At 47.7% G+C, this 13619-nt stretch carries 15 protein-coding genes and 1 pseudogene; 13 read left to right on the plus strand and 3 right to left on the minus strand.

The features are described 5' to 3' along the window. Positions 1-53: 53 nt before the first annotated feature. Genes J2Z66_RS11995 through J2Z66_RS12015 form a run of 5 tightly spaced genes read left to right on the plus strand, consistent with a single transcriptional unit; the run spans position 54 to position 5422 of the window. On the plus strand, positions 54-1172 hold the full coding sequence (locus tag J2Z66_RS11995) for a glycerophosphoryl diester phosphodiesterase membrane domain-containing protein (protein WP_209971629.1): 1119 nt from the start codon (positions 54-56) through the stop codon (positions 1170-1172). Further along, the gene (locus J2Z66_RS12000; protein WP_209971630.1) at positions 1165-1806 is read left to right on the plus strand and encodes a DUF4129 domain-containing protein; all 642 of its coding nucleotides are present in this window, start codon (positions 1165-1167) and stop codon (positions 1804-1806) included. Before J2Z66_RS11995 ends, J2Z66_RS12000 begins: the two co-directional genes overlap by 8 nt. Then, positions 1724-3103 carry a DUF4350 domain-containing protein gene (locus J2Z66_RS12005; protein WP_209971631.1) on the plus strand — a complete coding sequence of 460 codons (1380 nt, stop codon included), beginning with the start codon at positions 1724-1726 and terminating at the stop codon, positions 3101-3103. The genes J2Z66_RS12000 and J2Z66_RS12005 overlap by 83 nt, the downstream gene beginning before the upstream one ends. Before the next feature lie 5 nt (positions 3104-3108). Next, positions 3109-4029: an AAA family ATPase gene (locus J2Z66_RS12010; protein ID WP_209971632.1), complete on the plus strand. Its 921-nt coding sequence runs from the start codon at positions 3109-3111 to the stop codon at positions 4027-4029. Then, the gene (locus tag J2Z66_RS12015) at positions 3980-5422 is read left to right on the plus strand and encodes a DUF58 domain-containing protein (RefSeq protein ID WP_209971633.1); all 1443 of its coding nucleotides are present in this window, start codon (positions 3980-3982) and stop codon (positions 5420-5422) included. The genes J2Z66_RS12010 and J2Z66_RS12015 overlap by 50 nt, the downstream gene beginning before the upstream one ends. Here J2Z66_RS12015 and J2Z66_RS12020 read toward each other — a convergent pair. Further along, entirely contained in the window at positions 5389-6390 is a 1002-nt protein-coding gene (locus tag J2Z66_RS12020) for a stage II sporulation protein M (protein WP_209971634.1), read from the minus strand. The genes J2Z66_RS12015 and J2Z66_RS12020 overlap by 34 nt on opposite strands. A 140-nt stretch (positions 6391-6530) precedes the next feature. On the opposite strand from J2Z66_RS12020, the gene J2Z66_RS12025 reads away from it, so the two are divergent. The 3 genes from J2Z66_RS12025 to J2Z66_RS12035 all read left to right on the plus strand — a co-directional run bounded on the left by J2Z66_RS12025 (position 6531) and on the right by J2Z66_RS12035 (position 9341). Then, complete coding sequence (locus tag J2Z66_RS12025; RefSeq protein ID WP_209971635.1) at positions 6531-7328, plus strand: RDD family protein; 798 nt, start codon at positions 6531-6533, stop codon at positions 7326-7328. A 50-nt stretch (positions 7329-7378) separates the two neighbouring features. Next, a complete protein-coding gene (locus tag J2Z66_RS12030) occupies positions 7379-8092 on the plus strand; it encodes a Rossmann-fold NAD(P)-binding domain-containing protein (RefSeq protein WP_245375476.1) in 714 nt (237 codons plus the stop codon). Between the two features lie 229 nt (positions 8093-8321). Beyond that, positions 8322-9341, plus strand: coding sequence for a Gfo/Idh/MocA family protein (locus J2Z66_RS12035; protein WP_209971636.1), 1020 nt, complete (start codon positions 8322-8324; stop codon positions 9339-9341). Positions 9342-9436: 95 nt separating this feature from the next. Here J2Z66_RS12035 and J2Z66_RS12040 read toward each other — a convergent pair whose 3' ends face one another. Then, positions 9437-9751, minus strand: a complete 315-nt coding sequence (locus tag J2Z66_RS12040; protein WP_209971637.1) for a dehydrogenase — start codon at positions 9749-9751, stop codon at positions 9437-9439. 76 nt (positions 9752-9827) lie between these two features. Next, complete coding sequence (locus J2Z66_RS12045; RefSeq protein WP_209971638.1) at positions 9828-10274, minus strand: cupredoxin domain-containing protein; 447 nt, start codon at positions 10272-10274, stop codon at positions 9828-9830. Positions 10275-10563: 289 nt separating this feature from the next. Between J2Z66_RS12045 and uptA the strand changes: the two are divergent. From uptA to J2Z66_RS12065, 5 genes and pseudogenes are all read left to right on the plus strand, one after another. Beyond that, positions 10564-11163, plus strand: a pseudogene (uptA, locus tag J2Z66_RS42600) (undecaprenyl phosphate transporter UptA); the annotation flags it as partial. 9 nt (positions 11164-11172) lie between these two features. Then, the gene (locus J2Z66_RS42605; RefSeq protein WP_281068828.1) at positions 11173-11661 is read left to right on the plus strand and encodes a nuclease-related domain-containing protein; all 489 of its coding nucleotides are present in this window, start codon (positions 11173-11175) and stop codon (positions 11659-11661) included. A 65-nt stretch (positions 11662-11726) separates the two neighbouring features. Continuing rightward, on the plus strand, positions 11727-12293 hold the full coding sequence (locus J2Z66_RS12055) for a thioredoxin family protein (protein ID WP_209971640.1): 567 nt from the start codon (positions 11727-11729) through the stop codon (positions 12291-12293). A 25-nt stretch (positions 12294-12318) separates the two neighbouring features. Beyond that, positions 12319-12942 carry an MBL fold metallo-hydrolase gene (locus tag J2Z66_RS12060; protein WP_209971641.1) on the plus strand — a complete coding sequence of 208 codons (624 nt, stop codon included), beginning with the start codon at positions 12319-12321 and terminating at the stop codon, positions 12940-12942. Between the two features lie 250 nt (positions 12943-13192). After that, positions 13193-13561 (plus strand): hypothetical protein, encoded by a 369-nt coding sequence (locus tag J2Z66_RS12065; protein WP_209971642.1) that lies wholly within the window; start codon positions 13193-13195, stop codon positions 13559-13561. Positions 13562-13619: the final 58 nt, after the last annotated feature.

Here is a 13619-nt window from a genome sequence, read left to right on the forward strand (position 1 = left end):
AGTGTATAATAGGCAGAGAATAAATGCGTATACCAACTTTTAGGGGGATTTTAATGTCACAAATGCAGTTAAGACCAATGGGTATTGGAAGGATACTGGATCGCAGTTTCCAACTATACCGCAAGCATTTTGTTAAGCTGACCTTTTTGATGCTGCTGCTTTTTGGGCCTTTTTATTTGGTTCAAAACTTAATTCTAGTAGATCAGAATGCAGCGGCTACGAATTCATTTCTGGAGCAGCTCAGAAACTTTTCTTCGTTGGAAGATTTCGTGAATTCCGGTATTGAAACAGAGTTAACCGATGATCTGGGTCTAGGAAAGATCCTAGCCTATATATTTCTTTTGCTGCCTATATTTTTTCTTGGCTTAGTGCCATTGGCAGTGGCTGCAATTGTTTTTCTTACGAGAGCCGCTTTACTGGGTGAAGAGACGCCGACAATCGGCTCGCTGTTAAAGAGTGGGCTGCGCAGGTTTTGGCCTATGGCTGGAAGCACGCTGCTTATGACTGTTATTATGGGTGCCATGTACATAGGTTTTATGATCATTATTCTTGTTGTTGCTTTACTGTTTGCTTTTGGTGCAGGGATTACAGGGACCATTGCCGGCTCAAATGCAGGAGTAGGAGCAGCTGTTTCCGCGATTGTTTTATTTGTTTTGCTGCTGCTTGGTGTATTAATCGGATTTAGTTATTTTTTCATACGCTGGGGCTATTATTTGCCAATTGTCGCGACGAATGGTGATGCGCCTGCTCTCGGGAGAAGCTGGAACTTGACGAAGCGAAGCTTCTGGCGGCTGTTCCTGATGTATGCAGTGCTCAGTATCGTAATTTATATTATTATGTTCGTAATTAATTTGGCACTCATTGCTGTACTTGGAAATGGATTGTTTAGTCAAGTGCTGCAGAGTTTGCTTACAGTTCTGATTTCGCCACTCATTTTATTGCCTTATGCCGTCAGTTTTTTTGATTTGAAAGTACGTAATGAAGGAATGGGCCTTGAGGATTTGATTCAAAATACGGTGTACGGAGAAGGAAAAGCAAGCTCAGGTGTATGGCAGGATAACCCTGAAGCAGACCAGTTCCACTATGCCTCCAGATTTGAGAAAACTCCGTCTGCACCAGATGCCTCAACTGAAGCCCATCGATCTGAGGAGCTGTTAAAGAAAGATGAGTAGCTTGCAGCAGCTGTCTGAAGATAAGGAAAAGCTGAAACAAATACTGTCCAAAGATGAATATACGGCTTATACGCGTTCAGAAGGATGGTCTTTCCGGGAATTGCTCCGGTGGTTATGGCGCAAGTTCCTTGGCCTGTTTCCTGACTTGCAAATGTCTAAGGGTGTCGGGTCGCTGCTCACCTATGGTTTGCTGCTGATAGTCCTTGCTGTGATTGTTTTTGCGATCTATTGGTTCTCCAAGCAGCTGCTAAGGCAAGGCCGTGTTCGGATGCGATCCTATTTGCCGGAAGGAGAGCTCAGCCGCTCCTATTCATATTATTGGCAGCAAGCGGCTGAGTATGGGGCAGCGGGAAACTGGCGTGAAGGAATTCGTTCTGTTTTCCTGAGCCTGTTGTTTTATTTGGAAGCACAGAAGCACATCCGTGTAGAGAAATGGAAAACAAATTGGGAGTATGCCGATGAGCTGGCTGGCGCTGAGCCGTCGCTCGTCCCTTTGCTCCATGATTGCTCGCTCTTATTCGAGCGTGTCTGGTATGGGAAGCAAGAAGCGAATGAAGCGATTTTTGCTGCTATATATGAGCGGGCGGCACAACTGCTGGAGAAGGGAGCGGATGATCAGGATGCGCAAGCTTAACAAGCTTCATATCGGGCTTGCTGTCAGCATCGTGCTGTTTCTTTGTCTGGGCTATCTGATCGTTAAGCCGGAACGTGAGAATAATCCGCCTTATCTCTCTTTTTCTCCGGATGCAGATGGTGTTAAGGCCTGGAGAGAGCTGTTGGAAAGCAAGCCGGGCAAGGTTCGCGAATGGCGTCTTGGTTGGGGCGAGCTGCCTCCAGGGGGCGGTCAATTGCTGGTGGCTGTTCAACCGGGTGAAATTGCCCAGGAACAATTGGCGGAAATCACGGAATGGGTCCGTCAGGGAAATGATCTTATGGTTTGGGATCAGCAGCCCTATGAATGGGCCGAAAGGTTCCCGATTGCAATTCCCCAGAATGAAAATGAGAGCGGGAATAAGAACCAGAATGAGATAAATAATGAGACTCATAATCAGGAGCAAGCCGAGACAGGCTTGGCTGCCGGACAAGTTAGGGTCATCACTCAAGAGGGAATTACTAATGGGCAGGAAGCACTGAAGGGTGTGGTTCAGACATCATTTCGGCTTCAGCCAGCGGACACCCTGCCGACAGAGCAATTACAACAATCACAACAATCTCAACAAACACAGTTTCCACAGCAGATACTCCTCTCAGATGAGCAGGGTGTGCTGGCAAGCCGGGTTGAGGTTGGTTCTGGCAGTATAACGATGGTGTTGACACCAGAGTGGTTAATGAATGGAACTATTTTGAGCGACTCCCATTTTGAATTGGTTTGGACGCTTTTTATGGACTCGTGGGACACGGTGTGGATCGACGAGACTTATCATGGATATGGCACGGCGAGAGGCTTGCCATCGATCTACCCGGCTTGGCTGAAGCTCGCTGGAGTGCAGCTTGGCATTGCGCTGCTTTGCTGGCTATGGCTGCGCGGCAAGCGCTTCGGCCCCGTCTACACGCCGCGGGCGTGGACGGTACGCCGCGGCGACGAGACGCTGCTCGCCGTCGCCGGCTGGTACGAACGCCTCGGCTATCGCAGCGAGGCGCTATCCCACCAGCAGCTGCATTTGCGGCAGCTGCTGTATGAGCGCTGGGGGCTCAGCCCCAGCGCAACTGCGCAGCAGGCCGCACAAGCGGCACGCGTGCGCTGGCCGGAGGCGCAGGCGGAGCGGCTAGCCCGCCTGCTGGAGGCGGCGCCGCACAATAGTGCGCAGAACGACGCCGCAGGCGGCGAGGATGTGCAGTCCGGAGCGCAGCGCGGGCAGGTGAGCGCGAAAGCGTTTGTGGAGCAAACGCGCGAGCTGGGTGAAATCATAGCATACCTGGAAAAGGAGTGATCGGCATGGAAAGATTATTAGAAGCTATGGAACAAAAGCTCTACGGACAGAAGCTGAACATTCGCTTGCTGGTCGCAGCGATGCTGGCCGGAGGGCATGTGCTGCTCGAAGGGGTTCCCGGCCTTGGCAAAACCAAAATGGCCCGTACGTTAGCCACATTAGCCGGAGGCGAGTACAGGCGCATTCAATTTACGCCTGACTTGATGCCTGGCGATATTACCGGCAGCGTCGTGTTTAATATGAAAGAAAATGACTTTACAACTGTACGTGGTCCCGTCTTTACGAACGTGCTGCTGGCTGATGAAATTAACCGCTCCGGGCCAAAGACACAATCCGCTTTGCTGGAGGCAATGGAGGAGCGCCAGGTTACCATTCAAGGCGACACTCACCGGCTGCCTGATCCTTTCTTCGTCATAGCGACACAGAATCCTGTAGAGTATGATGGGACGTATCCGCTGCCCGAAGCTCAGCTAGACCGTTTTCTTTTTAAGCTGGTGCTGGAATATCCGGGAGAGGAAGCGGAGAAGCAAATTCTTCGCGAGCATGTCCCTTTCTTCGAGGAACGCGAGCAGGTGCTTGCACCCGTTATGGGACCGGAGCGGATCAGAGAACTGCAAAAGCAGCTTTCCCAGGTAGTTGCCGAGGAATCGCTGCTGACCTACATAGCTACGCTGGTACGCAAAACCAGGGATTCGAAGCGAATACAGCTTGGAGCCAGTCCCCGTGCAGGAATTGCCGTGCTAATGGCTGCCAAGGCATGGGCGCTGCTGGAAGGCAGAACCTATGTGACTCCTGATGATATTAAGCTGGTAGCGCGACCGGCTCTGAGACACAGGCTGCTGCTGACCCCGCAAGCGGAATTGGAGGGCGGAACAAGTGACCACATCATCCAAGAGACGCTCGGGTCTATTCCGGTTCCTCGGTAAGCTGCTGCTGCAGGATTTCATCGTACCGACGAAACGATTGATTCTACTTATTTTGCTGGCAGTTGTGCTCAGCGGAATCAGCTTTGCCCTGCAGCTGGGCTCTTTACTTTTCTGGAGCTGTAATGCTTTATTGCTGCTCTTTAGTGTTATTGATCTTGTGCTTCTTCCGAAGCGGAAAGAATGGTCGGTGCAGCGGATCTTGCCTGAACGGGTTGATGTCAATCAGCCCTTCGAAGTTAAGCTGCAGTTGAAACTTACCAGACCGCAGCTTCTTCGAGTAGAGTTAAATGATGATCTGCCTGCAGAGTTTGAGGGTTCTGCCGGAGGGCTTAAATGGGGTACGCAAGCAGGGATGGTGCAGGCTCCGGATGGTGATTTCGCTGGAGGCCAAATGTTGGCAGGCGGCCGGTTTGATGGAGATTCTGCAGAGTTTTCCTATTCAACGAAATCAAGCGAGAGAGGCTTGTATCAGTTAAGGAACGTATTTCTCAGATATTACGGAGTTATTGGGTTATGGAAAAAACAAATACGTCTGGAGCAGTCAAATGCTATAGAGATTTACCCTGATTTGTCGGGTGTACGCGGGGTTCTTGCCTCTGTGCAGAATGCGCTTATTCTGGATGGCAGCAGGCTCTATAAAAAGCAGCGGAGCGGTTCGGATTTTCATTATATCCGCGATTATGCGCAGGGTGACGATCCGAGGCATATTAACTGGAAGGCATCTGCCCGTACAGCCAAGCTAATGACCAATATGTTTCAGCCGGAAAAAGGGAAGCTTCTAACGCTGCTGCTGGATTGCGGAAGGATGATGGGGATTGAGCTTGAGGGGCAGGTGAAGCTGGACAGAGCGCTTGAAGCAGCATTAACACTCGCTGCCGTAGCGCTCAAGCAGGGCGATCAGGTTGCACTGCTGGCCTATTCTACCGAGGTTAAAGTCTATGTGCCTCCAGGCAGAGGGCTGTCTCATTTGCAGGAGCTGACCCGTGCGGTCTATGATCTAAAAAGTGATTTTGTAGAGTCGGCCTACGGAGTAGCACTTAGTTATCTTCTGCGCGTCCAGAAGAAGCGCTCCCTGATTGTTCTTTTCTCAGATATGGAAAGCTACCTGAATGATCAGGAACTGCTTCCCTACTTAAGCAGGCTGCGTAGAAGCAATTATTTGCTGCTGCTATCGCTGCAGGATCCGCTACTTCACGAATGGGCACGAATCCATGCAGATAGCAGCAGGACAGCATTTATTCAAAGCTTAGCGCATAAATTTACGACGGACCGCAAGGCTTATGTTCACACTATGGCTGGTATGGGCATCCCTGTGCTTGATGTTTCTGCTGACCAATTGACACTTAGTGCCGTGAATACTTATTTGGAGCTTAAAGCCAGAGAGGCGCTCTGAGGAGCTTCCTCTTTCTTTTTCACTAGCTTTCTTGAGCCGTATCCATAATAAACGCCAAGCAGCACTAAAGTTGCTCCGGCCACGATATATTTGACTTCAAGAGACAGCGTTGAGGGGGTAATATAGCCCTCGATAATTCCGGCGATTACGAATAACGGAAGGGTCCCCAGCAGAAGCTGGGCCGACTCCTTGGCCGATTCTAGAAAAAGCCGCTTGCGTGAGTATGGACCCGGGACGAAAATGCGGTAGCCCATATATAAGCCTGCTCCACCAGCAATGAAAATTGCAGCGAGCTCAATGACACCATGCGGCAAAATATAGGCCCAGAAGACATAGCTTTTGCCTGATTGCATAAAGACCGCCGCTAGCGCCCCGATGAGGAGTCCATTTGTTATAAGCAAATAAACAGTGCCTATGCCTAGGGTAATACCGCTAATGAAAGCGAGTACGGCAACCCGAATATTGTTGGTCATGATAGTTGTCGATATCAAGGGACTGTGCAGATCACCGCGTGGCTGGTCCGTCTGGGCAGGATCAATGCTTCCAGCCATCGAGGGAGGCAGGATCTGGTACAGATTCAGCGGATCCTTCCATACGGCCAAATAGCCGGAGAGCCCGCCGATCACAAATAAAGCGAAGGCAAAAACTACGAACCATTTTCGTTTGCGAATCAAGGCAGGGAAGTGGTGCAGGAAAAAGGTGCTGAGCTGCTGGCTGCTTTTGTTATTTTCTTTGTATAACAAATTATGAGCTTTCGATACAAGCTGGTTCAGATATAAGGTCATTTCGTCCGCGGCCCGGTGCGTCTGGAGTGTGGCGAGGTGGGCAGAAACGATTTTGTAGAGCTCAGCGAAACGATCCAGCTGCGAAGCCTGAAGTCCGGATTTTCTTTTATCCATTTGTCCGCAAAGCTGCTCCAGCTCCGTCCACGCGGATTTATGCTCTTTGATGAAGCGTGAGATGTCCATGCTGTCCTCCTGGAAAATAAATTTATTCTCATGAGAAATTGTCTCTTGCAGGTTGTGTTCCATTAGCGGCTAATGCCATCGCTTTACAGCAGTTTTCATTTGTATATCTTACCATACTATTAAAGAGCCGAGGAGATGTTATGAACGAGTCCTTAGAGAAAGAATTGACGATCATCACTCCTGAGCAAGTGCAGCTGAAGTTCCGGACTGCCGGAGTCGGCAGCAGGGCTATCGCACACCTGTGGGATGGGCTTATTTTGCTAGTTGTGAATGGGCTGCTGCTCGCCCTGATTATTTTTGCAAGCAGACTGGAATGGCTGAATATACTTGATGGAGTGGCGGATTATGCAGGGGCTGCTCTCATTATATTGTTTATACTGCTAAATGTAGGGTACTTTTTGGCAACGGAAATGTATATGGGGGGGCAGACTCCCGGCAAAAAAATCATGGGGCTTCGTGTGCTGCAGGACAATGGCCAGTCAGCAACCTTTCTGTCAATTATTATCCGCAATCTGTTTCGCATCCTTGATTTCCTCCCTTCTTTCTATTTTCTTGGCGCTCTTATTATGCTCTTTAGCTCCAAGGATAAGCGTATAGGTGATATGGTAGCAGGAACGATTGTTGTTACAGAGCCGGGAAGGGAAAGGCTGCAGCGTAAAAAAGGGATTGATAAATCAGTAGCCGCCTGGGAAGGACGGTTGCCGGACCTTAATCTGGATGATGCAGCCAGGAGAAGGGTTACGCCTGAGGATTGGCAGCTGATTGCGGCTTGGATGGAACGTCTGTCAGGCATGTCTGCGGCGAGGAGAGAGGAGTTTAGTCAGCCTATTTTCCGGCACTTTGTAGTAAAGCTGCAGCATGAATCTGAAGGATTATATGATGCTTCTGCTTATTTAATAGCATTGTATCTTGCTCTGCGTGAGGATTGGGAGATATAGCTGGTACGCGCTTTAAGCAAAGCTTTATTTAGAAGGGGGGCACGGACAAGATGACAGAGATCACAAAAACAGCGGTTATCGCAGGAGCATCGGGCTTGATTGGCAAGGAACTGCTCCGCGTACTACTTCATGACGAGAGCTACGGCAAAATCATTATTTTGGTAAGAAAAATGTTGGATGTCAAGCATCTGCCGCATTCGAAGCACAAGCTGGAGCAGCGGGTGATCGATTTTGCCCATATAGAAGCAGCGGTAGCCGATTGCATGTCTGGCTCCTACGTGTTCTGTACCTTAGGTACTACGATCAAAAAGGCAGGCTCGCAGGAAGCTTTTCGCAAAGTTGATTATGAATATCCGCTGAGCCTCGGACGTATAAGCGCAAAAGCTGGCGCAGCACAATTCTGCATCGTCACAGCCATGGGTGCGAGCTCACGGTCGGGCATCTTTTATAATAAGGTGAAGGGCCAGGTTGAAGATACTTTGCAAACAGCAGGCTTGCAGTCCTTACATATATTCAGACCTTCCCTGCTGTTAGGGGAGCGTGAAGAGAAGCGGGCAGGCGAACAAATAGCCAGTGTGATTGCGAAGGCAACATCGTTTGCCTGGATAGGTCCATTGGCCAGGTACAAGCCCATTTATGGGAAAACGGTGGCCCTCGCTATGGTTGCCTCGACCCTGGAGCATGCCCCTGGGGTTCATGTGTATCCATCGTCAGCGATTCATAATTTAGCTAAGAAATCGGTTATGAAATCTGTTATGAAATAAAGTGTTTTTGATTATGGATTACATTTTATTCCATATTTGATGGATTCCATAGAAAAAGAAATGGGAAGTTTGATCAAAATTATATAATCTTGTTTGTTTTGTGTAAATATTATTGCGATTTCAATAAACATAAAATCATTGGTTTGTACTATAGTTGAGGTTAGGGTATTTGGAAAAGAACCCCATGATAACGCTTTACGCTATTATGTCAATCGAGGAGGAACCAAACATGTCAAAAATTCGTATTGCAGTAGCTGGAACCGGTTGGGTTGCCGGGGAATATATGAAAGCGATTGCTGCCCGTCCTGATGCCGAGGTGTACGCTGTCCTCAGCCAGCATAAAGAATATGCCCAGCAGCGGATGACAGAGCTCGGTATCGAGGCTCGGTTGTATTCCGAGTATGAAGATGTAGTCAAGGATCCGCAGGTGGATGCAATCGTACTTTGCTCTATGCCGGATCAACGCCCTGGGCAAGCGGTTCTTGCCGCACAGCACGGTAAACATTTAGTGATCGAAAAGCCTGTCGCTATGAATCGCGAGGAATTATGGAGCATAGCGGAAGCTTTGGAGAAAAATCCGGTAAAAGCCGTAGTAAGCTTTGTTTTACGGTGGAACCCATCCTTTTTGAATACAAAGGCATTAATTGATGATGATGCCATTGGCCGAATTTATATGGCTCAGATCGATTACTGGCATAATATTGGACCTAAATATCCGCAGTATCGTTGGAGCAAGACAAAGGCGCAAGGCGGAAGCAGCATGCTGTCTGCCGGATGTCACGCTGTCGATGCTGTGCGTTATTTTGCGGGTGAAATTGAAGAAGTAACGGCTTACAGCTGTGGAACATGGGCTAATTCCGAATACGAATTTGATTCGAATGCTCTGGCTATCTGCAAGCTGAAAAACGGCGGAATCGCTAAGGTATCCTCCTCACTGGAATGTGTAACCCCCTACAAATTCAACGTGCATTTGCTTGGTGAAAAAGGGGCAATTATGAATAATCAGCTATTTAGCCATAAGCTGCCTGGACAAACTGACTATGCAACAGTGCCAACCGTTTTACCGGACAGTGGTGACGTATCCCATCATCCATTTGTGGCGGAAATCGATGATTTTGTACAAAGCGTTAAGAATGGCACAAGCACACTTTGTGATTTCTCCGATGCTTATCGCTCAATGGAAGCTTCGTTCGCCATTGATGAATCCATAGAAACTGGCAAGAAGGTCATACTGCCTTTGGGTAGTTAAGGTTTTGGCAGTATAAATGAATAAAGAGGCGCTGATGTCATGTCAGCGTCTCTTTATTCATTTATACTGCTGGAGATAAAGGCAGTAACCCACCCTTACCCACCAAAGGATTCGCGGAAGGCACGATTCAGTGCAGGGATTTCAACATTCCAAATGGCTGCAATTTGAGCGCTGATATGCTCCTCCCACCAATCGGCCAATACCTTGCGGTTGCTCCCTGTTTCAACTATAAAAGCAAGATTCAGAAGCACTTCCTTGGCATATAGAGTCTCCGCTTGTTTCATTTGTTCGGGGGTAATATGGGTTTTTAGCCGCTTTGCCGCACGGTACAGCTCCTTGCCGCAAGCCCTGCGGATGCCGCGGGCGCTGGGGTAATGGGGCTTATGCTTTTCGTTCGTTTTATTCGGCATGCTGCACCTCCTCCCTCTCTGCTATTTGTATGCACAAAGAAGGAGGAAGGCGACACAAACCGCTATAGCAAGCGTGTTAATTTACAACTAAGTACCCTATCATGGGGCCGCTGTGGGCAATGTCGGGATGAGTCAGACATATAATCCGGAAAACGCCTTTTTTGTTGGCAACGAAAGAAACGATGGTTTCCTTGCCTTTTTTAACTTCACCCTTCAAGTTTAAGCCTTCGATAATGAAAGGATGACTGTCTCCATTCACCCCATAAATGCTGAGATTGATTTTTTCACCTTTTTGCACGAAAATAGTTCCCGGATCCCAGCGGTAGGCCTCAATTTCTTTGCCATCTGCTGTTTTCGTTGAGAATTCGCCTGTAACCATATGAATGGTTCTGCCTGAGCTTGACTCCGCCATTGTGGGTAGAGCGTTATCCCTGCTCAAATAAAAGACGGCTGCAGCAATAATTACAATGGCTAGAGAGGTAAGAATGATATGCTTTCTTTGAATGATAAATACCCTGGACATGATAAGTTCCCCTCCTGTACAAAATGGTCTTGTACAACTATATGCGGAGGCTTGTCAACTCATGATTAAAAGCCCATTTCCTTAAAGCATGGAATCGTTTATGCTAAGGGACGGGAGTTAACTTCGGCTGCTGCTCTATGGAAAGAGGGGATTGAAAACTATTTTAATGGAAAATAATTGGTATAACTGGTTGTCATGTGCCTAGATATGGTAGAATAGGATAGTAAAGGGGTGGTTTATGCCAACTTTTATGTAAAGATCCTTCGAATATTGAGAAAGTGGGCTGGGCATGAGTGAAATAATTCATACTGTATTAGATTATATTGAAGGCTTAGGCTACTGGGGCATCTTCTTGGGGCTTATGATGGAAGTGATTCCAAATGAACTTTTATTAGCGTATGCGGGGTATTTGGTTTCAAATGGACAAATCACTTTTGTTGGTGCACTTATTTGCTCTGTATTAGGCGGAACCTTGGCGCAAATTGTGCTCTATTGGATCGGACGCTACGGCGGCAGACCCTTTATTGAAAGGTACGGGAAATATCTGCTTATTCACAGTAAACATATTAATGTCGCAGAAGCCTGGTTTCACAAGTATGGCACGGGAATGATATTTACAGCGAGATTTATCCCGATTGTCCGGCATGCTATTTCCATACCGGGCGGAATGGCCAGAATGCCGCTTTCGCGCTTTTCAATCTATACGGCATTAGCTTTAATACCTTATTCTATTTTATACATTTCACTGGGAATGACACTAAAAAATAATTGGGGGAAAATTGACGAATACGCAGGACCCTATATCAAACCTATTATACTAGCGGCGGTAGTTATTACCGTGCTCTATATTTTGTTCAAGGTTTATCGCAAAAAAAGCGAGGGTGCAGCTGGTAAAACATTGAACGACGAAGGTAAAAAAAATACGATTGAAAAATTGAAATACATAGGCAAGGAATACCGGGTGCTGCACTACCGAAACATACAGGGTGGCGGGGGAATACAAGAGTTTGACCATATTGTTATTGGGCCTAACGGGGTATTTCACATCGACTCCAGGTATTGGAACGGAGATATCAAATTCACTGATGAAGGGGTAGAGCGCAGTAAGGAGGCGTATACGGAGGATCCGACCTCGGAGCTGCACCGGCATAATTTTGTGATGAGAGAGCTTTTGAAAAAAAGCCACCCGGAAACCGATGTTGTCGGCCTGCTTTGTTTTACCCATCCGGATTGTCAGCTTAGCGGTTCGAGCTCTGGCTTTAATACAATGAAGCTGGACCGGCTGATCTATGCGATCAAAAGCTATAAGCCCAAAAACAAGCTGAACAGCACCCAGGTACGCGAAATTGAAAAGGTAATTAAGAAAAACAGTAATAACGTTAAATAAATTTGGAGCTTTCCTGTTCATTTGCTACAATAAGAGGAGTCAAATTAATAGGAGGGCGAATGAATATGAGTACGAATCTTGCCGACAAGCTTCGCAAAGGGCTGAAGCCCCAGCAATTCATTGATAGTCTTGAGAAGAACAAGGAACAATTTCTGGAATGGTACAACAGCTTTGAATGGGAGAATGAAGATGATAAGACTTTCTTCGAATCTCTGAATAACCGTGATGATCTGCGCTGTTTAATTATAGCGGCAGAATGGTGTGGTGATGTAGTACGCAATGTTCCAGTCGTTTTCCGTGCGCTTGAGGACAGTGGTATCCCTGTAGAGGTGCTCGTGATGGAGCAGCATCTGGACGTTATGGACCAATTTCTGACGATGGGTGGACGTGCGATTCCGATCGTGATCTTTACAGATACTGGTGGCTTTGTGCTTGGACAATGGGGACCACGTCCGGAGAAAGTGCAAGCGGTTATGACAAAGTTCAAACAGGAAAACCCTGATCGTGAAGCAGCCGATTATAATGACAAGATTCAGATTGCCCGTGCCGAGATGGGACGCCAATATGGTGAAGGCAAAGACTACCATTCTGTTATAGTGAAAGAGCTTCGCGAATTGATTTCTTCATTCTAAGCCTAAGAGATTGCGAGTGTACATCATGATTAAAATAGAAGCTTTAGCTTTAGGACCATTAAGCACAAATGCTTATTTGCTATCAGATCCGGATACTGGCAAAGGCATTATTATCGATCCGGGTATGAATCCACAGGCGCTGATCAAACGAATTGCCAATATTGACATTGAAGCTATTCTGCTAACCCATGCTCATTTTGACCATATCGGTGGCGTTGAGGAAATTCGCAAGCTGAAGGGCTGCCCTGTGTACATTCATGATTTGGAAGCCGATTGGCTGACCAATCCCAAGAAGAATGGCTCTTCCCGTTACCCGGAACTAGGTGCGCCGATTGTGACCGATCCTGCAGAATATGCCTTGGATGAAGGTCAGGTGCTCGAATTTCTCGGTGTGAAGCTGCGGGTGTTCCATACACCAGGACATTCTCCAGGTAGTGTAAGCTTCCTTTATGAAAAGCATTTATTCGGCGGGGATGTTTTGTTTAAGCTTTCAGTTGGACGTACGGATTTGCCTGGCGGTGATTCGAATACGCTTCTGGACTCCATTCAAGGCAAGCTGTTCGACCTGGATGACGAAGTCATTGTATATCCCGGCCATGGGCCACGGACGACCATTGGCTTTGAGCGTGAGAATAACCCTTACGTCTAAACGTCAGTTCTTTGAAGAATAATCTTTTTAATTGGCTTGTTCGCCCATGGCACCCGACTAATTTTGCGGACCATGGGTATTTACCGTGTTCCTCATAGGTGGTCCCCCATAGACTATGGTGTAAGCTAAGGGTAAACGGCTATCCCGTCTTTAAAAGAGGCGTGCGTTTACCGGGAAATATCAGAGCGCAATAAACGATGCTTTCTGGTATTTCAAAATGCCTGCCCACTATTTTAGGAGGTGCCTTTCTATGGAGCACGTGAAGCCAAGTTATACTGCGCCCGTTCAGCAGCAAGCGATACCGCCTATGCCTCAGCCAAAGCCGATTGTGCAGCCGATCTACCAGCCTATGCCAATGCCAGCACCTGTTCATCACCACCATAAGACCGTTGTAGAGCATGTACCTATGCCGATGCATGAGAAACCGGTTCACAATGATATCCATCTGCATGCATCCTACCAACAGACAGCATTCATTTTTCCTCCTCCGAAGCCGCCGATGCATAAGCCTATGCATCATCATAAGCCCGTAGCTGTTAGCAATTGCAACAATATGGGAGCCATTCTTGTATTGTTTATTTTGTTGGTCATCATTACCCGCAGCTTCCGCAGATGCTAATTTGTGAGTAAAGAGAACCATTCCTTTCCTTCGGAGACGAAGGGAAGGGATGGTTTGC

Origin of the sequence: Paenibacillus eucommiae, assembly GCF_017874215.1 — a bacterium.
In the GTDB taxonomy this organism is placed as follows: Bacteria; Bacillota; Bacilli; order Paenibacillales; family NBRC-103111; genus Paenibacillus_AI; species Paenibacillus_AI eucommiae.